The organism is Sporosarcina luteola, from assembly GCF_007991495.1.
Taxonomy (GTDB): Bacteria; Bacillota; Bacilli; order Bacillales_A; family Planococcaceae; genus Sporosarcina; species Sporosarcina luteola.
Genome location: NZ_BJYL01000003.1, coordinates 41,611 through 68,551, shown reverse-complemented (window position 1 = coordinate 68,551; position 26,941 = coordinate 41,611). Strand labels below are relative to the sequence as shown.

Here is a 26,941-nt window from a genome sequence, read left to right as displayed (position 1 = left end):
CATTATGCATTTTCAAATAGACATAATATGTCCATTTGAGTATGTATTTCTCTTTTATAATTAATAGACTAATTATATCATAAAAATGGATTTTTGAAGGAGGAAAGTTGCAGGTAATTAGACGCATGAAACGAAGTGGAATGCGTCGTTTCTCTTGTGGAGAATAATTCAAAATAACTAGATTATATTGATATGTGAGCCCCTTGTCCGTTAATGGTCGGTGCCTGTGCAGAGAACATTCATCGTTATTCATCCGATTTGTATAGAAATTCATAAAATTCATACTACATCTCTAGACTACTGCTTCATGAATTCATCTTTATACAATTGTCATGAAACCCATTAAGCAAGGTTTTCTCGTGGAATCCGGCCTCTGGAGAAGAAAAGTAACCCTTAGTTCGTCCGGAAAAGACATACTCAAAAAATACACCAATGCTCCACCAACAACGAAAGAGCTACATCCCGTACATTAATTCTTGAAAGGACTGACAAATATGAAACTCGTCACATTTAAAGCGCCACACCAAAAAGCGCAAGCCGGCTGGATTGAAGGAGAAACCGTCTATTCGATAGCAGAATGCAGCGGCGGGAGTCTTCCTGATACGATGTCAGAGCTTATCAAAATAAGTGCAGACAAAATGCCCGAACTTCAACAATTAGTTGGCAAGCAGCAAAAAGGGGTTTCTATTCATGAAGTGGAGCTACTGGCACCGCTAGAGAATCCATCAAGTGTCCGGGATTTTATGGCTTTCGAAAACCACTTACTGAACGCTTCCAAAAAGAGCGGTCTAACGATACATCCTGAATGGTATAAAATTCCGGTCTTCTATTTTACGAACCACCAATCCATTCACGGGCCAAATCAAACGGTTGACATACCTCCTAATTGCAAGATGTTTGATTATGAACTCGAGATAGCAGCAGTCATCGGCAAACAAGGAAAGAATATCAAAGCCACCGATGCAGATGACTATATCTTCGGCTACACCATTTTTAATGATTGGTCTGCCCGTGACCTACAGCTTCAGGAAATGCAGGTTGGACTCGGCCCCGCAAAAGGTAAAGATGCAGCTACTTCCATCGGGCCGTATATTGTGACAAAGGATGAGTTGGAAAGCTACCGTTCAAACGATCGATATGATTTAAAAATGACTGCCAAAGTGAACGGCAAAATCCTATCAGAAGGCAACTTTAAGGATATTCATTACACATTCGGCGAGATGATTGAGCGCGCATCTTCCGGTGTCACGTTATATCCCGGTGATGTGATCGGTTCAGGAACAGTTGGAACTGGATGCTTACTAGAGTTGGGGCAAGACGTTCATCCTTGGTTACAGTCCGGTGATGAAGTAGAGCTTGAAATAACGGAGCTTGGTGTTTTAAGGAATAGAATTGAATAACCGGGTAATAGATTTAATGGGCAAAGTTCCATGTTTCAAATATGAAAAGGCGAAAGTTCGTTTGAGTTTAAACGAACTCTTGCCTTTTTCCTTGTTTTCGCCTTATAACTTACTTGTTCTACTGAGATTATCCTGCCTGCTACTTATGGTCTTGGCAACAGACCAAACTTCTCACTTCATAAAATTAGTGAAGTAAGGACTTTGTGATAAGATAAAGATAAAAACGGAGTGATTCGGATGGAATGTACAGAAACCGACAGTGAAGCACCGCTCGTCATCATAGACGGCAAATCATATACACGGAAAGAAGTCGGCCGTCTTTGCGGGCATTTGAAGGCTTTCAGGTAAAGATTGAATGAAGATTTGGTGGATGAGTGGGATTATTGAAATAATAAAAAGGTGCTAAAACAATTTAGAATTCAATGAGATCCGGGTATCCGAAATCTATAAAAAAGAGCCCTCAAATGAGGACTCTTTTAGTTGTTACAAAGAAACTTCTATATGTGCAAAGTCTTGATAGTCGAGTTCATTTACGGCAATTTCACGAGATCTCATAAGGTCAATAAGAGTGGCTACTTTCATGGAAACTTTAGCACTAAAAACTGGCTCTTCCATGTTATTATTAAAAACTTTACAAGGTACGTTCTTTACAACGTATTTCTGGTCACTATCCAAAAACTCATAGTCTTGTGTGTAAACAGGTTTATTGCCAACCATAGCACTAACCCCCAATGTAGATGTTGCCATTCTTTTTCACCCCTAAATATGTATACTTGTACGTCTAAGTTATAGTTTAGCTATTATGTTGCATTGTATACCCAATTAGTAACTTATTCAATCATTATTGTTTTGTTTGGACTTTGCTATCTTCAACATTTGTTCTCTTAAGTCATCTGAGAAGAGAGATTGCATTAAGTCTTTTTTAACAATGTCGAATTCAATGAGAAGCGGGCGCTCTAAATTAAGGACTTTGTGATAAGATAAAGATAAAAACGGAGTGATTCGGATGGAATGTACAATTTGTGGAAACACCCCGGTGCGCGTACAGTTCGACGGGCAGCCGCTTTGTATAGATTGCTATAATGCTATGATGGCGGAGGAATTCGGGGTGGACCTTCCCAAGCTGCCCAAAACATTTTCCGTGGACGATGTAAATGGTGTTCAACGTATTTTTGAAGTCGAACGCCGGGTCATGGCTACGGCAATTGTGTTGACAGCCCGCGAACGATGGGAGCACGGCTATGAATTTGAAGTGGATGGAGAGCTAGTTGCCGATCAACATACACTGTTCGACCAACTCAAAGAAAAGACCAAACGTGGGCTATCGAAGACTTATCTCGAATCAGGAGAGTATCCAAGTGGCGCGCCGTACATCTCTGTCAAAGGCAATCACTTGAAAGGCGTGCTGTCCTATAATGAAACCGACAGCGAAGCACCGCTCGTCATCATAGACGGCAAACCATATACATGGGAAGAAGTCGGCCGTCTTTTGCAGGCATTTGAAGGCTTCCAGGTAAAGATCGAAATGAAGGATTTGGCGGATGAGTGGGACGATTGAAATTGTATGTAGACTTCTAGTGCCACTTGGAGAACTGCTTGTCATACGTCAGAGCAATCGCCGCCGGCGGCTTCTCCCTCGTAATGAAAAAGAGCCCTCAAATGAGGACTCTTTTAGTTGTTACAAAGAAACTTCTATATGTGCAAAGTCTTGATAGTCGAGTTCATTTACGGCAATTTCACCTGGTACCTGAAATTAATCGGGTCGTGCACAGGTACCCGTTTTTATATACGAGGTACCCTTCAAAAAGAAGCAGATTCTCCATGCTCTCCCCATTTTGTACGGTTATGGGACATTTGATCGATAATAAAGTCTGCCCAATAAACAGGTGGATAATGTTGGACGTATTTCGGATTCTCTTCGTACCGTCTGAAAAACGTCGATGCCTCCATCAATTCTTTTGGTTCACCACCATGCTTCTTACGAACAACCTCTAAAATCTCATCAAAAAACATTTGTTCCAACCGGTCGTAGTCCTCATACTTCTTCAATGTATTCCACCTCCTCTACTATAAGACAATTCACTGCTCCCACTGAATGCACCGATAATTGATTGTATGCCGTCATGCTGCCCTTTGGTGCAATCTCATTAATAAATTCCTCAGTAGTGATCAAGTTCATCTTCAAGGCATTCATTAAGGTTCTCATATAACCATCCGCCACAGGACCTGCTGCATAATCATAAGGCAAGTCGTAGTACATATGAGATTGTAGCCTATTATTCAGAATGAAATTCCCCCATTCCAGATTGGCTTCAGAAAAGGTTTTTCCAACGAGCTTTGAAAGCCTTTTAATATCCAATCGATATCGTAATACAACTGGTTTGGCATTAATCCAATCATTCCGGTCGTTAGCATCTCTCGCTTTGTTTCGCGCCCAATCTTCCACTTGTTCTCGGTTATTTGTAAGATAAAATCCTTGCCCGAAATCAGTTCCTGGAACCGGAATGGAAAGGTCGATTCCATGATTGCGGATCATCAATCCCTTGATATCTACCGTACCGTGATAACACACTTGAAATGTCTCTAACATCTGTATTCCCCGATCATTATCTACTTCTCATTTCGTTATATTCATTGTAACATCCAATTCATTTGTAACAAAGACATTCCAATCCACAGGTATTGAAAATTCAAAATGACTCTAATGTTATACTTTCAGGTTTTGGGATACCTGTGTTCGGGATTCTAAAATATTCGTTCATTTCTCGATTGGTATTGAAAATGTTTTTCGGTTGTTGCCCCGGACAATGACGGTGATAAAAGCCGTTCGGATGCCACCCTCTCTTTTGGTTAGCCACCTGCAACCACCTCGGACTTATTTCCATGAATGGCTGATGCTATCCGCAGGTAATCGATCGCTTCTGAAATAGAAGCCACGCTGATGGATTGTTCACCCACCAAATCCGCTATCGTTCTTGCAATCCTGATCAGTTTCACCATTGTTCGATTGCTCCATTTTCCCTTGAAGCAAATGGATTGGATGAATCGCTCCTGCTCCATAGACAACATGGCTGCTGTCATAGGCTCGGATACTGGTACATTCCCATTTAAGTGAACGGAGGCATATCGCTTCCTCTGTATTCCACTTGCAGCAGTGACACGTTCACGGATGACAATAGAAGACTCTGCTTTTCTGTTATTCAATACACCGACACTTTTTAAGGTAAGGATAAAGTTGATCCTAAATCACACAAGTCGAGTCATCGATCGGCAACGGCTCCTTCAAAACCTCCTGCATGACAGCAAGCAACATTGCACAATCAAAACCCGTCCCGCTTTTACGTATATCAGACGGTGATAGATGGATTGTGATCTTTTTCATTTCGATGTCAATATTCATGTCATGCAAACAACTGAGAATCCGATCCTTCGACTCTTTGATGGATGCATCGGGCAGTCCAATAATGACACACTGCTCCTTATCTGTCCGTACACTCGCTTCAACCGTAACCTTATGCCCCTTCATCCCTTGTAAACCAACACTCATAACTACTGACGCGATTTCCCCTCACCTCTTCTTTTCCTCAACTTTACCGCACTGCCAATAGACTGACAATTGTCCGAATTCAACAGAATTCCATAATAATTCGAGTAGAATCGGGAAAAGTGGGAGATAAATCGAATAGAATAGCGAAAAGGGAGGATAAGAAAATTTTGAGGTTTGTGGAGTATTTAGGTTTTCGAAGTGCCCATCTTTTTGGAGTACCTATTATCAAATAAATTCCCCACCCTGTATCCTTTCTGACCGCTCCCGTCTATATAGAAGGTAAAGGGGGAATTAACAATGACACAATCATTCTTCGAACAGGAAAGATTCAAAAATGAACAAGAGATAATACAAACTTTTTCCAAACACGCAGACCGCCATAAGGCCGTTTGTATTTGATAATCTAGTATTGAGCCACTAATCTACGTTTCGATCACATATAAAATGAGCCACGCGATTTCCAATTCTACTAACCTTCCTTATGATAGATAGTGCTTAAGCTTTCTACATCAGGGAGGAAAAAAGGATGATCGACATGGCTCAATATCATCGTATCAAATTTTTAAAAGAGGTTGAAGGACTATCCGAAAGACAAATCGCAAAGAAGTTGGCGATATCAAGGAACACGGTCAGTAAGTACTTGAAAGAGGGGGCGAAGCCTCCAACAACGATTCAACGACAGACGGTTTACGGGAAGAAAGAGTACTCGGATGAAACCAAGCGAATTCTTCCTTTCATTGATCAATGGCTTGAAGATGATCTTCATACTTGGCAAAAACAGAAACATACTGCCGCTAGGATTTTCCGCAGACTAGAAGAAGAACATGACTTTAAGGGATCTGAATCAAATATCAGAAAGATTGTCGCACAGCGCAAGAAAAAACTTCAAGAAGCCTTTATTCCACTTGAGTTTCAAATCGGCCACCAATTCCAATTCGACTGGGGAGAGGCGGATATCATTCTACAGGGTCGAACGCAACGTATATACCTCTTCTGCATTCAGCTTTCGGCAAGTCGTCTACGTTTTGTCAGAGCGTACCTACATGGTAAACAAGAGGCATTCTTGGATGGTTTTGTTCATGCGTTTGAGTTTTTCGGAGGCGTTCCGACGGAAGGCTTATTCGATAATCTGAAAACAGCTGTCGTGAAGATACTTAAGGGCAGGGATCGATTGGAACAGGAAGCTTTCCTGGCCCTACAGGCTCATTATCTTTTCAAAGCCGAGTTCGCCAACGTTCGTAAGGGTAATGAAAAAGGACGTGTGGAAGGGACTGTTGGATATGTTAGAAGGAATGCCCTTGTTCCCTATCCGCAAGTCCAATCCATGGAGGAATTGAATGAATACCTCTTGAAATGGTGTCTGCGCGACGCGGAAAAAAGAATGGTGCCACATACAAAAGAAACGGTTAAAGAAGTTTGGGAAAAGGAAAAGTCCAAATTGCACCCCCTACCGGTAGACCGTTTTGAAGCATGCAGGCTTCTATCCTGCCAGGTCGATAAGACATCACTAATTACAGTGGACACAAATCAATATTCTGTACCAACCTATTTTGTAGGACAGGCCGTATGGGCAAAAAATTTTGTCGATCGTGTGATCGTCGTGGCTCAAAATCAAGTGATCGCTGAACATACCCGTTCTAATGATCGTTATGAGATGATCACCGTTTTGGATCATTACTTAGATATCTTATTGAAAAAGCCGCGTGCCATCAGAGATGCCCATGCATTCCAATCAGATGCAATTCCTGAGGTGTTCCGAAATTTTCATCGCAAGATGAGGGAACAGGAGGGGGCAGAAGGGGATCGAAAGTTTATCAGACTACTTCTGCTACATCGTGAAATCGGAATGGAAGGGTTGACGAAAGCCCTACAGGAAGCGGAACAGACGCAAGTATATAGATATGAGGTAGTCCACGAAATCATCCAAAGGAACACCAATGGTGTTGTCGAGTTCGATCAGCTACCCCAGAAAAAGACACCCACGAATCTATTGGAGTATAAAGTCCAAAAGACCAATGTGGAGAAATACGGACAATTACTGGGAGGTCGCTCATAATGACAACTGAATTACTTTTAGATCATATGACAAAACAACTTCGTATGCCGTCAGTCGCCAGACAATATCGGTCACTTGCGCGGGAAGCTGAAGAAAGAAATCTTAGCTACGAGGAATATCTGCTCGCCTTATTGGAAGTTGAGGTGGCGACCAGAGAGGAAAATCAGCGACAACGGCGCCTAAAACAGGCAAAATTCCCTGTCCATAAGACGTTGGATATGTATGATTTCAGCCTGATGCCAAGCCTTAATCGAAATCGGTTCCTGACATTGGCCAAAGGAGATTTCATCGAAAAGAAGGAGAATATAATTTTTCTTGGCAACAGTGGGACTGGGAAGTCTCATTTGTCAACTGGGCTAGGGATAGAACTTATTCAGAATGGTTTCAATGTCAAATTCATCACGGCAGCTGAACTGGTGGATGAGCTTTTGATGGCAAATGAAGAACACAAACGAGGTGCTTTTGAGAAGAAGTGGCTCAAATTTGATGTGATCATTGTGGATGAGCTCGGCTATGTCCCCTTTTCAAGAACCGGGGCGGAATTACTATTCCAGTTTTTCTCGGGACGTTATGAACGCGCCAGCGTCATCATTACCACCAATCTGGAATTCTCAGAATGGACTACCATCTTTGGAGATGAAAAAATGACAGCTGCGTTGCTTGATCGTTTAACACATCGATCTCACATCCACCTGTTAAATGGTGAATCTTATAGATTCAGACAAAGCCTTCGCCAAACAAATCAAGGGGGTGAAGGCGCGCGCGATGTTTATGATTCTGGCCCCTCGGGGCCAGAATCATAAACATCCAGGATTCCCCAATACTGGGGAATCAAAAGAATGAAGTGGCTCACTTTTGATGTGATCGCTCTGGCTCAATTTCATGTTGACAAAAACAGCCGTTCTTACAAGCGATGACCGCTATATTATGCTCCAGATCGGTCTCCACACCGTTCGGTATAAGACTGCCGGCATACCAGCTGCGTGGCTTGTATCGCCAGGGAGAGGCCATTTCACCACGCTGTCCTCAATTCTGAAACTGCAAAAACTGGGCATCCTTGCGCAGCACTATTCGACAATCGACGGCGTCGAAACCTCACTTTATTCGCTGCGACCGTTTGAAGAGATGCCGGTCGTTTCCAAAATGATATTGTGCAAAAGAACAAGTCCGCTGCTCATTACGGACAACAGTGTCCGGCAGATCCACGCAATGGACTAGCATCCTGCCACGACCAAAAGCGACCGGCCCGCGCCAGTCGCTTTCTCTCCTGCTGAATCAACACCAAGTTAATGCAGAACCAGCGTGTCCACCTTCTCCACCCGCCAAGCCTGTCCGCCCTCGCGCAGATCGAGATGAATCTAGTGATAATGCACTTCGGGAACTCTGCGATTTCTGGCAGCCTCCACATTTGTGTTTGGTGCAAGAAACATTCATGTTAATTCATACAATTTGTATGTAAATTCATACTGTCCGATTGAATTGCTGTATTTAATAGCTTTCAATTTGATTTTTATTCAATTGTAGTTAATTGACTGAATTAAACCGTGCACAGGCACCCATTTTAATATTACATTGTACGTTGGTATCCTAAATTGTTAAAAACCATACTTCCTTTCCCGAATCTCAAAGGCTTCCTTCCCACCTTCAAGAATTTCACAAACATGTGTTTTTATACCTTTGCCATCCATCTTAATTTCATCTTCCTTGAAATCACATTCTAAAGCACCAGTTATATATTCAAATCTATGTTGAGTATTTTCTATTAGTTGACCGTCTTGATTTGCAACAATAACATTTTCTGAGTCTGTTAATACTACTAAATTAGCATTATGAGTAACAATAATTATTTGTCTAGAAACTTTTTTTCTTTTTATGATTTCAACAAGTTCTTTACTGATTGTTCTGTTGTCTAAATTATCCTCAGGTTGATCAATTAAGATTGGATGCTTCTCGTCACTCATTTCTAAAAATAGCTCTAAAAGTACTAAGCCCCTTTTACCCGGGGACATTTGATTTAGACTGTCTCCGTCTTTCAGAAAATCAAAAACTATTTTCGTATTACCAGTATTAAACAGATGCTCAACCGCATCTTGCTTTGTGAATGCCTTCCTAAGCTTTAATTTGGGATCCTCATTGTCTATGATCATATTGCAAATGTACTTTAACTTATCAAGGTAATTCTCCATATCGAAAATAAATTGTTCATCATCATCAAAAAGTGTTAACCCTTCAGTGTCTGGAAATATATTGCCTATCTTCCCCTGTCTGTTAAACAATGAAAGAAAACTTTCTTCAAATTTACTAGCCTCAAAAGATATATTAGTTTTAAGGATTAAATTCAAAAATTCATCATCTTCTTTATTAAAGTGATTTTTTATTTCTTGTAACGTATTTAAATACTTTTCGAAAGTATTAAATACGCCTTGTTTAATCTGGTTAATTGTTAGTTTGAGTTCCTTGCTAGCTTCTTCAAGGGTTTCTAAGCGCTTTATCAATTTCTCTTGCTCGTTCAAGCTACTCTTAAAATGTGAAATATCCGATATACCCTTTAGCTTCTCTTGGTACGGTTTCAACTTTTCATCGATTGCTATAACTCTTTGAATTTGTTCCTTATTCCACTCGTTATAATATTGACTCTTACTATTAAGTTCATTTTGTGTATTAACAAACGAACCATTTACCTGAATACTCAGCATATCCAAAACCAACAAGAATTCTTCTGACAATCCTATTTTCATGTCTTTTAAATTGCTATTAATGTATGAAAGCAACGAATCGAGTTCCTCTGAAACCGCTATACCTTTTTCATTAGCAGATCTTTTCTCACTGATTAAATTTTGAATCTCCTTTTTTTCATTTTCAAATTTTTTCATTTCCAATTCATCGTCTGGTGTAATATTTGAAGACTTAATTCGTTCTTCAATTATCTTTTGAAGCTTGTCATACTCTTTTTGTACTGCAGCTTTATTTCCTTCCTTTTTAATTTTTTCCTCATTCGATGCTAACTCTTGGATTTTCTCAAATAATCGACCTATGTCAAACTTGATTTCTTTGGTATAGTTCTTTATTTGATCTTTCTTTTCTGTCAAAAACCTTGAATGCTCCTCATTTTGCATTAGAATTTCAATGATTTTTTTCTGAAGATCTTTATTAGCTGTTTCCTCTGATAATGAGTTAATATACATTTGAGGAATGTAAGTTACTTTTCCTTCACTTTCAGAATCATTGAAAGTAATTTCCTCATTTCTCCAGTTAACTTCGAAGTTCACTCCCTCTATAAAACTATTTGAATATGGATTCTTCCACTTTTTGTCCATTGAACGTGTTTCTATTTCATTCTTAGAAATTGCCTGTGCTATTTTATATAGCAATAATGATTTCCCTGAAGATTTACCACCAATAATTGTATTTAATCCAGGATTCAACTTTATTTCATTAGTTCCGAACTCATCGTTGTCAATAAATCTAATCGATTTGATTATATTATAATCGGATTTAAAATCCGGATTATTTTCTTGGATGATAACCCTTTCATCAGGCTCATGAATGATTTGTAAAAGGCCATCAAACGATGGATCTGCTTTAATCCATGTATACCTATTCATATCAGGCTTGCATATTTTGTCTATTTTATGCGCATCAGAGCCATGAATACACGGTTTTACTGAACCATAATTTTCAATGATTATTTTCCGTGGATGATTTACAGCTTTTCCAAGAAAAAACTCCCTGTCGTCGGGCCTACTAGAAAAAATAGCATCTGCAAATTGATAAATTTTCCGTTGCTCCATTAGCATAGAATTTTCTCTGATACCAGAAGCTCCATCTGTCGATTTATTAGCTACTATGGTAAAATAGTTATTTGTAAAGATATTTTTATTTTGACTAAAAACAGACTGTAACCTATCAATTGATACTTTAAATTGGTTCATACCTTCTTTAAGCGCCGCAACATCACTAATATCTCCGCCTGTAGACTTTTTTCCTAATTCAATTAAATCACTTTCTGTACAACTAAACGTATCTCCTCCATATTCATACTTTAGTTCCCTGAAAAATTTATCATTAATATGGTCTACAATAGTTGGAGAGAAAATTACATGAATATTGATTGGTCTTTCTCTAGCGGTTACTGTATCAATTCTCATTTCCACATTAGGTAGAATTAAATCAATATTATTTAATCTGCCATTATTTTTATATTCCATGACTTTTTGGTAACCTTCTATAGAGTAATAATCTGTTATTCCCAGTACACTAATATCTTCTAAGCCTTCCAATGCATCTATGTATGCATCCCATGAAGTAAATTCATTATGTAGTTTTGAGGCTGGTGAATGGACGTGTAAATCCCATTTTCGCCATATAGAACCTTTACTATTTAAAAATTTTTTCACTTATTCCATCTCCCTTTGGCACTTTTATTTCCACTCTATTTTTTACTCTATATTGAAGTCATGTGCTTTTCACTTATGGGTCTTATAAACATAGAAAATTACAATAACTAATCAAGTCACAATAGTGCCCTAGTTGTATCAACTAGGGTACATTCACACTATCTTACTGACTTAATAAACTTTGTTCTTTTGAGACTCCCAATGTTCGTTGAATAACCCCAACAACCCTCTCCTGCTCATCCACCGTCATCCCCGACCCCGATGGCAAACAAACCCCTCTCTCAAACAACCGCTCACTCACCACATCATCTTCAGCATGCGCATAAAACGCACACTCCTCAAACAAAGGCTGCAAATGCAACGGCTTCCAAACAGGTCTTGCCTCAATATTCTCCGCCTCCAACGCATCAATTAATTCGTTAGGCGTAACACTAATCTTCTCAGGATCCAACAGCATAGCCGTCAACCATCTATTGGAAAAGGTCCCTTCCAATTCCGGCATAAACTCAACACCATCAATACCCGCAAGGGCCATCTCATATCTTTCATACACCGCACGTCTCGCCGCTACACGCTCATCCAACACCTCAAGCTGCGCCCGGCCTACTCCGGCAAGTATATTACTCATACGATAATTGTATCCGACGACGCTATGCTGATAATGCTTCGCCACATCACGTGCTTGCGTCGCCAAAAATCGGGAGCGTTCTAATGCATCCAAGTCATCCGAAACAAGCATTCCTCCCCCGGAAGTTGTAATAATCTTATTCCCGTTGAATGAAAATACTCCAAACTGGCCAAACGTTCCACTCTTCTTACCTTTGCATAACGATCCCAACGATTCTGCAGCATCCTCAATCACCGGAACTTCATAGCGGTCACAAATAGCCATCAATTCGTCCATCTTGGCACTTTGCCCATACAAATTCACAACAATAACAGCTTTCGGCAATTGTCGTTTCACTTGCGCTTCTTCCATGGCACGCGCTAATGCAACAGGCGACATATTCCACGTTTCCTCTTCGGAATCAATAAAAACAGGTGTTGCTCCTGCATAAAGAATCGGATTTGCGCTAGCTACGAACGTCAAACTAGAGCAAAAAACAGTATCTCCAGAACCGACACCCAATAATTCTAGCGCCAAGTGAATCGCAGCAGTTCCCGATGAAGTTGCCGCTGCACCATTACTACCTACATAACTCGCGAGCTCGCTCTCAAACGCATTTACGTTCGGACCAAGAGGGGCAATCCAATTTGTTTCGAATGCTTCGTTTATGTATTTCTGTTCATTCCCACTCATATGAGGGGGGGAGAGTAAAATTCGATTCGTCAATTTTCATCCTTCTCTCTTTATCACTCTGGCTGGGTTTCCAACCGCTGTTTCTCGATCACCAATAGTTGTAATCACCGTAGCCCCCGCTCCCACAGTCGACCATTTCCCAATTTGAACCCCAGGAATAACAGAAGCTCCTGCTCCAATATGTGATCCTTCGCCAACATGAACTCCACCTGTAATAACAGCTAGTGGAGAGATATGTACAAAATTGCCGACCACACAATCATGCTCAACAACGCACCCAGTGTTCAGAATGACATGATCACCAATAAGAGAATCTGCATTTATTGTCACGTTCGGCATAACGACGGTTCCCACACCCAAACGAGCACTTGGACTAACAACAGCTGATGGATGAATCAAGCTAACGAATACTTCAGACGAAAGATCATAAGTCATAATGATTTTTTCCCGTATAGCATTCATGCCGATTCCGAGGATAACCTTCAATGTAGCATCTTGGTTAAATAACGATTCTATATTGCTAATAGGAGCTTTGATAATACCGTCTTCAATAAACTGAGAATCATACTTGTCATCCAATTTCGCATAAACACGCATATCCGGATGTGCATCTACAATATCAACTATCACTTTCGCATGACCACTATCCCCGATAATGACTATGTTTTTCACTCGTGATCACCCTTTGACTTTGTTCCTTCAAACTTCGTCATCGTCGCCTGTCCATCCTGACTAATGCCTTCTGATTTAAACACCTTCAACACTGTCATAAATAAAATCTTAATGTCCAACCAAAACGAGCGATTTTCAACATACCATACATCCAATTCAAACTTTTCTTCCCACGAAATTGCATTCCGTCCATTTACCTGCGCCCAGCCAGTAATCCCTGGACGAACTTCATGCCGCCTCGCCTGGCGCTCATTGTATAGTGATAAATACTCCATTAACAACGGTCTTGGTCCAACGAAACTCATATCACCTTTAAGTACATTCCATAACTGAGGCAGCTCGTCCAAACTTAACTTTCGCACTACCTTGCCAAATGAAGTTAACCGTACATCATCAGGCAATAATTCACCATTGGAGTCCCGCTCATCTGTCATTGACCGGAATTTGTAAACATTAAAAGGCTCCCCATTCAATCCGGGTCTCTGCTGTTTGAATAAAACTGGGGAACCTATCTTTAGACGAATAAGGAATGCTGTTACACCTATAACAGGGGATAAAATGATTAATGCCAGTAAACTCACTATAGAATCAAATAGTCTTTTCATAGTTCAGCCTACATTTCTAAACGATATTTTTGATTGCATAATTTACAACGAATTAATGATCTGTAAGCATATTGAAAAGCTCTATCTGTTTTGATAGAACTTTCTCTTCATCAAACAACTCTTCAGTAATCTCCCTACTCCTATTACCAAATTGACAAACGAGCTCCGGATTTTCCAATAATGCAACCATAGCTTCTTCCAACTCTTCGGCATTCGCTTTCTCTACTAAAAAACCATTCTTACCTGGGAACACTTCTTCCCTGCAACCTCTAATATTTGTAGCAATGATAGGTTTCGACATTGCCATCGCTTCTATAATTGATCTCGGCAACCCTTCCCTATAGGATGGCAAGATAAAAGTATCAGTTGCTTTCATAATCCTAGGGATATCATTACGGAACCCCAAGTAGCATATCTTAGGATGATTTAGATCTCGTAAAAGTTGATCGTAACTTTCATGATCCCTCTCACTTTCAAGCAGGCCGCCGATTAACAATAACTTAGCTTGGGGGAATCTGTCAGATAGGGACTTAAATGCTTCAACCAATTCAAAGATCCCTTTTTCTTTTACCAATCTTCCAATGAAAGAAAAAACAAAGTCTTCATCATCTAAGTTATTTTCCATTCGAAAATCATGAATTTCTTCATGAGTAATACGACGTTCGTGGAACTTATTCCAAATATCGACACCATTACCCAAATGGACTATTCGCTTTTGCGGTTTAAATTTATGTATCAATGCTAACTCGTAGTCTTCTTTGCTTTGGAGCAACAACCAATCCGTCATCCATTTGGCTGCAAACTTTTCAATGTTGAAAAAGAGATTATACTGTTTTTTAGACATTTCCTCATGAAAATAAAACCCGTGTGCCGTATAAATCACATTCTTTACACCAGCTAACTTTGCAGCTATACGACCAAGCAAAGCAGCGATTGGTGTATGGACATGTACAACATCGTATTTTTCCCTTTTCATCAACTTATACAAATTCCAAACCGACCCTAGATTTTTGATAGGATGTATTTGGCGATCTATCGATACTTCAACCATATGTAATCCTTGTCTTTTCAAATCGGTAAATTTACCGGTATCTGTACAAGCATTATGAACTTCATATCCTTCTTCCATTGACTTTAGGATTAACGGTTTTAAAAGTGCATCCACACTTACATCAATTGCGCAGACTTGTAATATCTTTTTGTTCGTCACCTTTATAATCTCCACAAATCAATTTGCTCAGGTTTGTCCTCTTTATTAAGAGCACTCTTAATATCTACAACAATCCCTTTTCCGTATTTCAGCAAGCTATCAAATTGAGACCAACCAGCCTCAATATATTCATTATGAGAAACAGCCAAAACAACTGCTTCTGCAGGTAATAATTCATTATAAGGAGTTATAGAGATTCCATATTCTCGCATAGCTGAATCAGTATCTGCTTGCGCATCCGTCACTTGAACATCCACTCCATATTCCTGTAGTTCTTTGATAACATCGATAACTTTCGAGTTTCGAAGATCAGGGACATTTTCTTTAAACGTCAATCCAAGAATCGTTATCCTAGCTCCTTGAACTGGCAAGTTTGATTTAATTAGCTTCTTCACCAATGTTCTTGCAATGAATTTCCCAACATCATCATTTATGCGACGACCCGCTAATATCACTTCGGGATGATGTCCAACCATTTCAGCTTTATGCGTTAGATAGTAAGGATCCACACCAATACAATGACCACCAACTAAGCCGGGCGTGAACTTCAGGAAGTTCCATTTCGTTCCGGCAGCTTCTAAAACTTCAGACGTATCAATACCTATACGATCAAAAATCAATGCTAACTCATTCATCAAAGCAATATTTACATCACGTTGCGTATTTTCAATAACTTTTGCAGCTTCTGCTACTTTAATAGAACTTGCTTTATGTATACCTGCTGTAACAACACTTCCATATACTTCGGCAACAATATCCAACACTTCTGGAGTTTGTCCAGAAACAACTTTTGTAATGTTTGTGAATGTATGTATCTTATCTCCCGGATTTATGCGTTCAGGTGAGTAACCAACGAAAAAGTCTTGTCCACAGACCAGTCCGGAAGTTTTCTCTAAAACAGGAACACAATCATCTTCTGTCGCTCCCGGATAGACAGTCGATTCGTACACGACGATGGATCCTTTTTGCAGGTTAATGCCTACAGTTTCGGATGCTTTTAACAAAGGAGTCAAGTCGGGTTGATTATGGGCATTAATAGGGGTCGGAACAGACACAATAACAAAATCTGCTTCTTTCAACTTCTCCCCTTCAGAAGTGAATTCGATATCAGCTACTTGCAGGTCCTCTCGCTCTACTTCATTTGTATAGTCAACCCCTGATTTCAAAGTTTCGATGCGATGTGTATTAATGTCAAAACCAATGACAGAGTGCTTCTTTCCAAACGCAACAGCAACAGGCAATCCAACATATCCTAGTCCCACAACAGCAATATTTCGATTCATCTCAACCATCCTTAGAGTTTTACTTTGTAGTAATCGATATACCAATCGACGAACTTGCCTACGCCGTCTTTAATAGACGTCTGTGGACGAAAATCAATCGTACGGTATAAATCTTCAACATCCGCATAAGTAGCAGGTACATCACCCGCTTGAAGGGGCATAAAGTTCATAATAGCTTTCTTACCGACCTTCTCCTCGATTGCTTTAATAAAATCCATCAGATTAACGGGGCTATTGTTTCCAATGTTATAGACTTTATATGGTGCATAACTAGAACTCGGATCAGGATTTTCACCTGACCATTCAGGATTAGGTTCGGCTGGCTTTTCAATCAATCGGGAAATCGCTTCAACGATATCATCCACATATGTAAAGTCGCGCATCATTTCCCCATTGTTATAGACATCAATCGGCTTACCTTCAATAATGTTCTTCGTGAATTTGAAGAGGGCCATGTCAGGGCGTCCCCACGGACCGTATACAGTAAAGAAACGAAGGCCGGTAGTCGGGATATTGTATAGGCTACTATATGTATGAGCCATCAATTCATTGGCTTTCTTTGTAGCGGCATATAAACTTAATGGATGATCAATATTGTTGCTTGTTGAGAAGGGTAATGCTGTATTTGCACCGTAAACTGAACTTGAAGATGCATAAATTAATTGGTCAACTTTGTTATGTCGACAAGCTTCGAGAATATTTACAAATCCTGTAATGTTAGAATCAATATAGGAATGCGGATTTTCTAAGCTGTAACGTACTCCTGCCTGCGCAGCCAAATTAATTACAATGTTAGGTTTTTCTGTTTTAAATATCATATTCACAGCTTCCCTATTTTCCAAATCAATCTTGTGCAGAGTGAAATTATCATCATGAATTTCTTTAAGCCGATTTTCTTTTAGCGACACTTCATAATAATCATTCATATTATCTATACCTATTACCGAGTGATTTAACTCTAATATTTTTTTCACCAAATTAAATCCAATAAAACCAGCAGCACCAGTAACAACAATTTTCATGTATTCCCTCCTCAAGAAAATTCCCTAAAACAAAACCTAATATTCCACTCTCGAAATTCTAAACAAATAAAAAGTTATGATTGATATTATCCAAAGAAATAAAATGAAAATAAACGAAGTGGCTTGAAGTATCATAAGTAAGAAACCTGTGATATAAGTGAGTATAATTATTAAATTGTTCTTTGAACTATCTCCAAGCCTACAAACTAATATAAGAACAATTAATGAAAGTAAGATACCAAAAATCACTCCATAATTCGATATACTCTCATCAAAAATACCAGTTGTCATCCCCCATCCTAAATCAACTGGAGTATTATATCCTATTAATTTTGATGTAGCATAAATAGAATATTTATATTCACTATGTAATGCTTTTAAGTTGATTGGAAGAAACTTCAAAAGATATAGATGTGTATTAGATTGTCCTTTTAATATACCATCATCATTAACCTGGTAGTAAATCGCCATCTTGATAACATCGTCTCTTCCATAATCCACTCTAATATCAGTATAAAACTGCGAAGAAGATTCATTCAAAGATATTCCTCTAATTTCAGATTGATACGTGAAAGAAGATATTAATATAAAAATCGCGCTCAGAACTATAATATACTGGAAGTTCTTCAACTTTATTTTGGTCTTGAAAAGCAAAACAAATATATATAGAACCAAAAGTATTGCAATTATGTTTCTCTTCCCATGGATTCCTACTGCAATATAAACCGGAACGGAGTAAAAAATTGTTTGTGATAAAATACTCCTGTTTGTAAATACTAAAATAATGATAAATGACAAAACGACAAATAGTGATAGATAGTAATAAGTTAAAAAGTTTTCATCATTTCTAAACAATAATCTTAAATAATTGTAATTAAATATTTGAAACCAAGAATCATTTAGGATAGTGATTTTATTCAAACTTAATACTAGAGGCAGTACTATAACAAAACTAAGAGCAAAAATAAGCCACCTATGAACGGCACTATACCTAACTTTTTTTATATCCTTTATTAAAAGATCTTTTTTCCTTCCAAATAAAAAAAGTAATATAGTACTGCCAATCAAAAAGAAGGAATAAATTATCTCAGTTAAATAATCCTCACCACTAATTTTAAAGCCCCAAAACGAATTAAACTGAGAATAATAATCAAAATTTGGTCTACCAAATATTAAATCTAAAAATACTGGAAGAACCATGAAAAAATAGAAGCCCAAATATATTATGTAGCAACTATTTACAATTCCTTTTTTCAATTTACCGAACGACACGGCAACAAAAAAAGTACAAAATATCCAGGTAATCAGCTTCAATAAAATGATTGTCATATGTAATCCTCTACTGTTTGTATATTGTCAAGAAAACCCCAACTTCATTCTTAACTCGGGATAAAATATTCCTTGATAATCTTCTCAGTTCAACTTAGCATGAATGAAGAAAATGCATTCACCGCCGTTTTTCTTCGTTCCATAATTTTAATGGTAAATACTCTTATCTGCTTTTAACTAATATCATTTTTAGTGAAAATTTTATTATAAAGTACTAAAATATTTGATACAGTATCACTGAATGTGAATTTTTTTTCGACTCGTTCTTTTGATGCTATACCAAATTCGATCAACTTGCCACTATCGTTCATAAGTATGTTAATTTTATTTGCTATTTCTTGATAATCACCACATTCAACAAGAAAACCTTCAATATTGTCTGTTAGTATTTCGGGTATCCCACCCGTTCTTGTAGCTATATTTGGAATACCCCTAGCCATGGTTTCAATAATTGATATTCCGAATCCTTCTTCTTTCGAAGTTAAAATATGTAGATCAATGTTATCTATGACTTCTTTAATGTTAGAATGAAAGCCCGCAAAAACAACATATTTATTAATACTTAATTGTTTTACAAGATGCTGGAGTTTTTCTTTTTCCGGTCCATCTCCATAAATAATATATTCAATGTAAGTGACTTTTAAGGTGTACACCAAATAATGGATCGCCTTTAACGCAGTTTCTAAATCTTTCCTAGTTTCTAATCGAGCTATAGAACCAATAACAAATCTACCACTGGATTTGTTCTGTACTTTATCCACAATTTCTTTAGAAGACCTAATTTCCATATCAGTTCCGTTATGGATGGTTACTAACTTGTCTTTATTAACACCACTCCAGTTTAATGTGTGTGTACGGACGTCCTCCGAGATTGTCGTAATAGCGTGAAATCTTCTGTACATTATATTTTGAAGTAACCCAAAGACTTTATACTTTTTTCTTCGGCTCGAAGAACTATGCTCTGTAGAAACTCTTATCGGACTAGCCTCTCTATTTAAGGACGTCATGTAATTCATCAAGTCTCCTTTAAATAAGTGAGAATGGATAACTTGAATATTACTTTGCTTAATAACTCTATTTAAACTAACTAACTTTCTTATCGTAATGTTAGAACCTTCACCTAACTCATAGTATGAGATTTCACTATTCAATCTGTCCTTTAATACTCCTCCTTTACCTAATGTACAAACTGTTACGTTATGTTTTTCACTAATAAGACTATTACTTAAGTTAACGACTTGTACTTCAGCCCCGCCTATATTTAAATTTGTAACTACAAACAAAATGTTCACTTGAATCACCTTCTTACCCATATATATATTCTTAATTCGTTTTTATTTTCCGTAGTATATTAAAAAATAGGACAGTATACAAAAGAGTTTGTATAAGACGGCTTAATAGAAGTGCCCATGCAGCACCTTCAATAGCGAAATCTTTTATCAAAAGGTATCCTGCAATAAACGATACACAAACTGCAATTCCATTCAATACTGGAAGTGATCGGACCTCTCTGGTGGAAATAATAGATAAGTTGAGAAATGAGTTGATAAAGCCGAATATTAGCGTTATGGAAATAATAATAAAAGCTCTTTCATAAACAGCAAATCCCTTTCCATACAATAAAGTAAGTATATACTCACCACTTAATAAAACTGGAAGAATTAAAATTAATGACATTATCACTGCTAATATGATTAGTACTGAAATTAGTTTTAAGAAATCACTTCTAGTACTATTATGATACGAATTAGCAATCCGAGGGGCGGCTAATAAAGACACTGGTGTTATAAGCATATTTCCCGCGACTATTATATAATATAGAGCTGAGTAGATTCCCACCGCTTCTACACCTACATAATAATCCAAGAAATATCTAGGTATATTTGGAACCAGCGAACTAATTAATGCGGTTATTCCCAAGGGGAAAAATAAAATAATCATTTTCAGACCACTTAAATCGAATATAGGGAATACATTTGTATATGGGATTAAATGTTTTAGATCATAAAATAAGAACCTCAAAATCATAACTGTTAGTAATCCTAATAACATAAAATTAATACTTTGAGTTATTAAATAGATTAACGACGAGACAGTCATTGACAGTATACCTCTATAAAGTTGAGATTTTCCTATCAATTCTATTTTACTTTCCTTTTGAAAGTATCCCATACATAAATCACTCAGAGCTTCAAATATCTTGATTAAGCCAATCAATAGAATTGATAGTGTCGCAATTGTGTTTTCAACATAAAAAAATGAAATAGGCATTATTACTAAGTAAGCAATTAAAAGATGTATAATCCTACTTCCGAAAAATTGTTGAAAACTGTAATCATTCTTACTATCAGTTGCTAACACAGTTCTTAACTCAAAATTAAAGAATTGGATAACTGGGGCAGTGATTGCTAGACCCAAAGAATATATACCTAGGTCAGCTGCTGAGCCGAATCTCGCTAAAATAGATAATATAATCCATTGGGATAGCGCGAAAACAATATTACCCAGTAAAGACCATGTTAGTTTTCCTTTAAATTCATTTAACTTGCTCCACATTTTCACACCTGCATTTTCAATGGATTGGAATAACATTCAAAAAGATAAATGTATTGCCTACCAGCAATCAGACCGTCATCTTCATTTGCGTCTGCCTCTCAACAACCTTCCGATTCGCCAACCCAACAAGCGTTTCCTTCAACTCATCCGTGTCCATATCCAGCAACTTGTCCAACACATATTCCTGTTCTATTTCAGTAATCGGCGTAGCCTTCCCAACATAAATCTTCGGAAACACATACTCACTCTGCCGTTCACTCTCGTTCAACAATTCCTCAAACAACTTTTCCCCCGGACGGATGCCGGAATATGTAATTTTTATCTCTTCTTCTCCGTATCCAGACAATCGAATCAAGTTCTTTGCCAAATCGACAATCTTTACAGGCTCGCCCATATCAAGGACAAACACTTCGCCGCCGCGAGCAAGGGTACCTGCCTGAATCACAAGCCTTGAGGCTTCAGGAATCGTCATGAAATACCTCGTCATTTCAGGATCTGTCACAGTCACCGGCCCTCCTGCGGCAATCTGCTTCTTAAACAGGGGAACAACACTCCCCCGAGATCCAAGCACATTGCCGAAGCGGACAGCCGCAAATTTCGTACTACTGTTCTTCGCAAGATTTTGAACAATCATTTCCGCAAACCGCTTCGTCGCCCCCATTACGTTCGGTGGGTTAACCGCTTTATCCGTCGAAACAAGAACAAAGTGCGGGATGCCGAACATATCTGCAGCTTCGGCGATGTTTTTTGTGCCGAAGATGTTGTTTTTGACGGCTTCCATCGGGTTCGCTTCCATGAGTGGGACGTGTTTATGTGCCGCAGCATGGTAGATGACGTGAGGAAGATAGTCCGAAACGATTTCGTTGATTCGGCTTCGGTCTTTTACGTCTGCGATTACTGGAATTAATTCGATGTCTGGTGAAACTTTTTGGCGGAGTTCCATGTCTATATTATAGATGGAACTTTCACCGTGACCGAGCATAATGAGTCTCTTCGGTTTGAAAGCTGTCACTTGCCGGCATATTTCCGAGCCAATGGATCCGCCTGCACCAGTGACGAGTATGGTTTTGCCTGTCAGTTTCTCCTGGATGGCCTGCATATCGAGTTGCACCTCGTCGCGGCCAAGGAGGTCTTCTATTTTTACGTCGCGTATGTCGTTGACGGATACTTTGCCTGTCATCAAGTCTTCGATGCGCGGGATCATCTGTGTTCGGACACCTGTTTCGACGCATCGCTTCATAAGTTCCGTCATTTCTTGTTTTGCCATTGATGGAATGGCGATGATGATTTTGTCGATGTTGTTGTCTTTGATCTTTTCTTCGATATGGTTTGTACTGCCAAGAATTTTAATGCCGTACAGTTCCAGTCCTTTTTTCGCTCGATCGTCGTCGAGGAAGAGGACAGGCTTCATGCCCGAATCTGGGTTGTTCAGCAATTGCCTTACTACCATCGTACCGGCTTGCCCGGCGCCGATGATCATTGTGCGTTTCATCCCGTTTTCATCCGTTTTGCGGAAGGAATCGCGTACAATGCGCCAGCTGAGCCGCGATCCGCCAATCAAAAGAATGTGGAGCATCCATGTGAGGAATAGGGCCCGAAAATTGATGTCTTTGACGAAAAGCAGCTGGGCGGCCATGACGATGATGATTGTGAATGTGACTGCCTTGAATATGGCTTTCAGTTCTCCGACCGAGGCATATGACCAGACTTTCCTGTAGAGTCCGTAGTGCCAGGCGAGTAGATGGTGTGCGACTTGGATTGTCACCGCGCTCATCAGGACGATTTCATCTTTAAAGATAATAACGTCGGGGCGCAATATATAGTAGCCTAGGAAGATTGATAGGAACACGATGAGTGAATCCAATAGGAAAAGCATTGTCATCCGCTTTTTCATTGTCATGCTGGCTGCTCCTTCCACTGTGTGCTGTGTCTCAGAAACTATAAGTCTTCCATAATTATGGGTTTCAATATAGTATGATAGTATCACTCTTCCATTTTGTGGTCTAGTGGAATTTCCAACTTCCACCCCTTCTGACTACTTGGGTTTCTGGGAAAACAGAGTCGGTTTTCTTCAATTTCTCCTGATTTAATAACCTTTTACGGCTTTATTCCCCTTTACCTCAACAGTTTTTTCATTACTATAAATTATTCACTTGAATTTCAATTCATTTTATAATCCTAGGTCTTTTTTACCGACGTTTACCCGATTAATCCGAAAAACTTCCTCGGTTTTTGTAATTCCGGTTCTAGAAGCAATAGTGGCTCATCATTCAAAATGCGTTCATTGTTTGCAAGCAACAGATCCGCGATGTCATACAGCCTTTTCTTTTCCAGAAAATCGAGTCCTTTGCCGAAATGGAAGGGACGCGTTTTTAAGTTATGGACATCGGAGCCGTATGTATGGATAAGGTTCGATTCAATCAGTCGGAGTGAAAGCCTTTGAATATTTTTCCCGAAATGCCCAGATAGACTGCCGGCAGTGATTTGAGCGGTTGCACCATGACGTATGAGCTTTTCGAGACGCTGCGGTTTTTCGGCGATTGCACGGTTACGCTCCGGATGGGCGATGATTGGAATGGTTTCCCGTTCCAGCAGTGCATGGATGATATTGACGGTGTATGCGGGAACGGTCTGTGACGGAAGTTCCAGTAGAAGGTATTGTGAATTTGCAAGTGTTAGCAGTTCATTTCTGTCGAATTTATCGATGATATCTTCTGTCAGGCGGATTTCCTGCCCAGGGTGAAGTTTGATGTCATGGCCTGCTTTCACTAAAGCAGTTGTAAGTGATGTAGTTTGCTTGAGAACTTCCGGCTTTTCGACATTGTATTGCGGATGATAGGCATGTGAGGTGCAGATCAAATCCGTGATGCCTTCCGAATGTGCTTTTTCGATCATTTTCAATGTCTCTTCCATCGTCTGGGGTCCGTCATCCACGCCGAACAGGAGATGAGTATGTATATCGATCATTTATTTGCTGCTCCTTCAAACAGGAAAAGAGCGAGAGGGAACCCCCCCCCTCTTCACTCTCCCGTTCCGTAATATTGGTAGTAGTAATGGTCTTTTTCGAGCTTGAAGTTGTTCATGAGGGTTCCTAATATGTTCGCTTTAGCGGAAACGAGTGATTCCTTCGCCTTAACGACGCTATCTTTTTCCGTCGTGCCTGCATTGATGACAAGGATTGTGCCATCGCATTTATTCGATAGGATTTGTGCATCAGCGACTGATAATAGTGGCGGAGCGTCGAAAATAACGATGTCGTACTGGGATTTCAATGTCTCGATTAGCGTACCCATTGAGTTCGAACCAATCAATTCAGCTGGATTCGGCGGAATCGGACCACTCGTAATCAAATGCAATCCGTCGACTTTCGTAACCTTTGTAACTTCTTCCAACATCCATTGCTTCGTCAGCAAATTGGACAGACCTGTCGTGTTTGTCGTGTGGAATGTGTAATGCATCGTCGGTTTACGCATATCTGCGTCGACCAATAGAACTTTCTTCCCTTCTTGCGCAAATACGATTGCGACATTAGCCGCGCTCGTCGATTTGCCTTCGCCCGGAGAGGAAGAAGTGAATAACAACGTCTTCAGCTCCTTGTCCGGCATTGAGAAATTGATGTTCGTCCGGACCGTGCGGAACTGCTCCGAAACGATCGATTTCGGATTTTCATTCGTCACGAGTTTTCGCGCAACGTTTTGCAACGGCTGTTTTTTGCGTTTGAGCATGTTTGTCACCCCTTCTTCCTTCTCCGTTGTAATGCTTCTCTCGCGTTTGGCATATCTCCATCTGTAATCGGGCTCACGAGGCCTAAAATCGGCAAGTCCAAAATTTCCTCGATGTCCTGCTCTGTCTTCACTGTCGTATCCAAATATTCAAGTAAAAATGCGATTCCGACGCCAAGCATCAGTCCGACTACAGCCGCAATTGCCATATTCAAGTATGGATCCGGTTTGACCGGGCTTGGATTCTCGGATAGAACGGCTGGTGACAGAATGTTGACGTTATCGACATTCATCAGCTTTTGGATCTCTTCTTGGAACACTTCCGCAGTCGTGTTGGCGATATCGACCGCCATATAAGGCTCCGGATCTTGCACACTTACATTGACGACTTGGGAATTTTGCGCGCTGTTTACTGTAATTTTTGTATTCAAAGCGGCCGGCGTCGTGTCAAGGTCTAGGTTTTCAATCACCTTCGACAATATAGCCGGGCTTTTTATGATGACATTGTATGTATTGATCAACTGAAGATTCGCTTGGATATCTTGCGTGTTGAACTGATTCTGCTCCACTTTCTGCTGATTGACGAGAATCTGCGTGGATGCCTGGTAGATCGGCGTCAAAAATATGAAACTGACAACTCCCGCCACCGTAACCGCCAACAACATCGTCAGCAAAATGAGGACAGCCCTCTTCTTCAACGTCTTGAACAGATCCTGAAGACTAATTGTTTCTTCCATATAGTCTGTATCCCCTTTATAGCTATCTATTTAAACATGTCATATTATATCATATTTTGTAGAATTGATTCTTGTCTTAATTTATTTTATGGTATATTTGATGCATAGGATAATTTGTGGGAGGAATGGCTCATGAATAAAAAAGGGGTCGGCATTGCCCTCTTCATCTTCTTTTGCCTTGGCATACTTGCCTTCAGCTACAGCAGTTGGAAGCAGAAACTGGCAGGCGAATCGGGGAACAGTGCATTAGCGGAAGGACCAATGTCCGAAATCGCGATGATGGAAGATGGCTCTATAGCTTCATCTGAAATTGAATCTTCCACAACTGAAGAAAACACTGAATTAACAGTGTCCGATCTTGCTTCCCTATCCGCAAACATGGATGAAACGCTCGCCGGCTTATTGACAGACCGTTTCGAATCGGATAAGACCGTGAAGTTTCTCATTGTCGGATCTCAAGCAATCGCGCAAGGGGGAGACAAAGGCGCAGCCGGCATACTGGCGGATAATTTAACGGAAGCTTATCGGGGATTCATTGAAACGGAGGTCGTTGCATTCGACGGCACTTCGCTTGAATTCATCGACAGGATGGACGAGCTTGTCGATTGGGAGACGGGGTATGATGTCCTTCTTCTCGAACCGTTCACATTGAATAATAATGGACGTGTCGTCATCGAGGATGAGCATCGCCACGTATTGAGGATTCAGGAGCGCTTGCAGGAAATTTCCGCGGATGCAAGGTTGGTCGTCATGCCATCACAGCCGATTCATCGGCCAAGTTTCTACGCAACGCAGATTAGGTCATTGCAAAGATTCACGGAAACACGCGGTATTCCGTATATCGATCATTGGCAAGGTTGGCCGGATGTAGCGGATGAGGATGTATTGGGGTACTTAGACGAGAACAGCGCTCCGAATGATTCAGGGGCAGAGGTTTGGGCAGGAGTTTTACGGGAATACTTCATGGGAGATTACTAGAACTCTACATAGAGATTACGCGGGAATCGCTAATTTTTTTCAAGATCCGACATATTTTAGTATCAAACTAGTAATCTTTCATGCTATAGTTAGTGGGAATATTCATTTTTATTTAATTACCATACAA

25 protein-coding genes and 1 pseudogene are annotated in these 26,941 nt (G+C 39.7%); 7 read left to right on the top strand and 19 right to left on the bottom strand.

Features of this window, described 5'->3' with window-relative positions; genetic code table 11:
* Nucleotides 1–494 precede the first annotated feature (494 nt).
* Both SLU01_RS00710 and SLU01_RS18505 read left to right on the top strand, forming a co-directional pair.
* The gene (locus tag SLU01_RS00710; protein WP_147054454.1) at nt 495–1,400 is read left to right on the top strand and encodes a fumarylacetoacetate hydrolase family protein; all 906 of its coding nucleotides are present in this window, start codon (nt 495–497) and stop codon (nt 1,398–1,400) included.
* 228 nt (nt 1,401–1,628) lie between these two features.
* The gene (locus SLU01_RS18505) at nt 1,629–1,748 is read left to right on the top strand and encodes a DUF7713 domain-containing protein (RefSeq protein ID WP_445009326.1); all 120 of its coding nucleotides are present in this window, start codon (nt 1,629–1,631) and stop codon (nt 1,746–1,748) included.
* 135 nt (nt 1,749–1,883) lie between these two features.
* On the opposite strand, the gene SLU01_RS00705 is transcribed toward SLU01_RS18505, so the two are convergent.
* Nucleotides 1,884–2,147: a hypothetical protein gene (locus tag SLU01_RS00705; protein ID WP_147054287.1), complete on the bottom strand. Its 264-nt coding sequence runs from the start codon at nt 2,145–2,147 to the stop codon at nt 1,884–1,886.
* Between the two features lie 259 nt (nt 2,148–2,406).
* On the opposite strand from SLU01_RS00705, the pseudogene SLU01_RS18500 reads away from it, so the two are divergent.
* Nucleotides 2,407–2,502 (top strand): annotated as a pseudogene (locus SLU01_RS18500) (DUF7685 domain-containing protein); the annotation flags it as partial.
* A 6-nt stretch (nt 2,503–2,508) separates the two neighbouring features.
* Complete coding sequence (locus tag SLU01_RS00700; protein ID WP_147054285.1) at nt 2,509–2,958, top strand: DUF7713 domain-containing protein; 450 nt, start codon at nt 2,509–2,511, stop codon at nt 2,956–2,958.
* A gap of 242 nt (nt 2,959–3,200) precedes the next feature.
* Here the strand turns inward: SLU01_RS00700 and SLU01_RS00695 are convergent, their stop codons facing one another.
* The 4 genes from SLU01_RS00695 to SLU01_RS00680 form a co-directional block, all read right to left on the bottom strand.
* The gene (locus SLU01_RS00695) at nt 3,201–3,449 is read right to left on the bottom strand and encodes an RNA-dependent RNA polymerase family protein (RefSeq protein ID WP_147054283.1); all 249 of its coding nucleotides are present in this window, start codon (nt 3,447–3,449) and stop codon (nt 3,201–3,203) included.
* On the bottom strand, nt 3,436–3,990 hold the full coding sequence (locus tag SLU01_RS00690) for a DUF3990 domain-containing protein (RefSeq protein WP_147054280.1): 555 nt from the start codon (nt 3,988–3,990) through the stop codon (nt 3,436–3,438). Before SLU01_RS00690 ends, SLU01_RS00695 begins: the two co-directional genes overlap by 14 nt.
* 260 nt (nt 3,991–4,250) lie before the next feature.
* A complete protein-coding gene (locus tag SLU01_RS00685; protein ID WP_170232536.1) occupies nt 4,251–4,604 on the bottom strand; it encodes a magnesium chelatase subunit ChlI family protein in 354 nt (117 codons plus the stop codon).
* Nucleotides 4,605–4,641: 37 nt separating this feature from the next.
* Nucleotides 4,642–4,947 carry a magnesium chelatase domain-containing protein gene (locus SLU01_RS00680; protein WP_147054277.1) on the bottom strand — a complete coding sequence of 102 codons (306 nt, stop codon included), beginning with the start codon at nt 4,945–4,947 and terminating at the stop codon, nt 4,642–4,644.
* Nucleotides 4,948–5,473: 526 nt separating this feature from the next.
* Between SLU01_RS00680 and istA the strand changes: the two genes are divergently transcribed.
* Nucleotides 5,474–7,003, top strand: coding sequence for an IS21 family transposase (gene istA, locus SLU01_RS00675; protein WP_147054275.1), 1,530 nt, complete (start codon nt 5,474–5,476; stop codon nt 7,001–7,003).
* Entirely contained in the window at nt 7,003–7,806 is an 804-nt protein-coding gene (gene istB / locus SLU01_RS00670) for an IS21-like element helper ATPase IstB (protein ID WP_147054273.1), read from the top strand. The genes istA and istB overlap by 1 nt, the downstream gene beginning before the upstream one ends.
* Nucleotides 7,807–8,598: 792 nt before the next feature.
* On the opposite strand, the gene SLU01_RS00665 is transcribed toward istB, so the two are convergent.
* The 14 genes from SLU01_RS00665 to SLU01_RS00600 all read right to left on the bottom strand — a co-directional run bounded on the left by SLU01_RS00665 (nt 8,599) and on the right by SLU01_RS00600 (nt 25,836).
* Complete coding sequence (locus SLU01_RS00665; RefSeq protein WP_147054271.1) at nt 8,599–11,400, bottom strand: TrlF family AAA-like ATPase; 2,802 nt, start codon at nt 11,398–11,400, stop codon at nt 8,599–8,601.
* A gap of 163 nt (nt 11,401–11,563) precedes the next feature.
* A complete protein-coding gene (locus SLU01_RS00660) occupies nt 11,564–12,700 on the bottom strand; it encodes an aminotransferase class I/II-fold pyridoxal phosphate-dependent enzyme (RefSeq protein ID WP_147054452.1) in 1,137 nt (378 codons plus the stop codon).
* A gap of 36 nt (nt 12,701–12,736) precedes the next feature.
* A complete protein-coding gene (locus tag SLU01_RS00655) occupies nt 12,737–13,372 on the bottom strand; it encodes an acetyltransferase (RefSeq protein WP_147054269.1) in 636 nt (211 codons plus the stop codon).
* Nucleotides 13,369–13,977 (bottom strand): sugar transferase, encoded by a 609-nt coding sequence (locus SLU01_RS00650; RefSeq protein WP_147054267.1) that lies wholly within the window; start codon nt 13,975–13,977, stop codon nt 13,369–13,371. The genes SLU01_RS00655 and SLU01_RS00650 overlap by 4 nt, the downstream gene beginning before the upstream one ends.
* A 52-nt stretch (nt 13,978–14,029) precedes the next feature.
* Nucleotides 14,030–15,187 carry a glycosyltransferase family 4 protein gene (locus tag SLU01_RS00645; protein WP_147054265.1) on the bottom strand — a complete coding sequence of 386 codons (1,158 nt, stop codon included), beginning with the start codon at nt 15,185–15,187 and terminating at the stop codon, nt 14,030–14,032.
* Between the two features lie 2 nt (nt 15,188–15,189).
* Nucleotides 15,190–16,470 carry a nucleotide sugar dehydrogenase gene (locus tag SLU01_RS00640; RefSeq protein ID WP_147054263.1) on the bottom strand — a complete coding sequence of 427 codons (1,281 nt, stop codon included), beginning with the start codon at nt 16,468–16,470 and terminating at the stop codon, nt 15,190–15,192.
* Between the two features lie 11 nt (nt 16,471–16,481).
* The gene (locus SLU01_RS00635) at nt 16,482–17,492 is read right to left on the bottom strand and encodes an NAD-dependent epimerase (protein ID WP_147054261.1); all 1,011 of its coding nucleotides are present in this window, start codon (nt 17,490–17,492) and stop codon (nt 16,482–16,484) included.
* 36 nt (nt 17,493–17,528) lie between these two features.
* Nucleotides 17,529–18,821 carry an oligosaccharide repeat unit polymerase gene (locus tag SLU01_RS00630; protein WP_170232534.1) on the bottom strand — a complete coding sequence of 431 codons (1,293 nt, stop codon included), beginning with the start codon at nt 18,819–18,821 and terminating at the stop codon, nt 17,529–17,531.
* A gap of 173 nt (nt 18,822–18,994) precedes the next feature.
* On the bottom strand, nt 18,995–20,113 hold the full coding sequence (locus SLU01_RS00625) for a glycosyltransferase (protein WP_170232533.1): 1,119 nt from the start codon (nt 20,111–20,113) through the stop codon (nt 18,995–18,997).
* Nucleotides 20,114–20,144: 31 nt separating this feature from the next.
* A complete protein-coding gene (locus SLU01_RS00620) occupies nt 20,145–21,377 on the bottom strand; it encodes an MATE family efflux transporter (protein WP_170232532.1) in 1,233 nt (410 codons plus the stop codon).
* 67 nt (nt 21,378–21,444) lie between these two features.
* Nucleotides 21,445–23,277: a polysaccharide biosynthesis protein gene (locus SLU01_RS00615; RefSeq protein WP_147054253.1), complete on the bottom strand. Its 1,833-nt coding sequence runs from the start codon at nt 23,275–23,277 to the stop codon at nt 21,445–21,447.
* A gap of 299 nt (nt 23,278–23,576) precedes the next feature.
* A complete protein-coding gene (locus SLU01_RS00610) occupies nt 23,577–24,344 on the bottom strand; it encodes a tyrosine-protein phosphatase (RefSeq protein ID WP_147054251.1) in 768 nt (255 codons plus the stop codon).
* Between the two features lie 53 nt (nt 24,345–24,397).
* Nucleotides 24,398–25,102: a CpsD/CapB family tyrosine-protein kinase gene (locus SLU01_RS00605; protein ID WP_147054249.1), complete on the bottom strand. Its 705-nt coding sequence runs from the start codon at nt 25,100–25,102 to the stop codon at nt 24,398–24,400.
* A 5-nt stretch (nt 25,103–25,107) separates the two neighbouring features.
* Complete coding sequence (locus tag SLU01_RS00600) at nt 25,108–25,836, bottom strand: YveK family protein (protein ID WP_147054247.1); 729 nt, start codon at nt 25,834–25,836, stop codon at nt 25,108–25,110.
* Between the two features lie 132 nt (nt 25,837–25,968).
* Here SLU01_RS00600 and SLU01_RS00595 point away from each other — a divergent pair, with 132 nt between their 5' ends.
* On the top strand, nt 25,969–26,814 hold the full coding sequence (locus SLU01_RS00595) for an SGNH/GDSL hydrolase family protein (protein ID WP_147054245.1): 846 nt from the start codon (nt 25,969–25,971) through the stop codon (nt 26,812–26,814).
* Nucleotides 26,815–26,941: the final 127 nt, after the last annotated feature.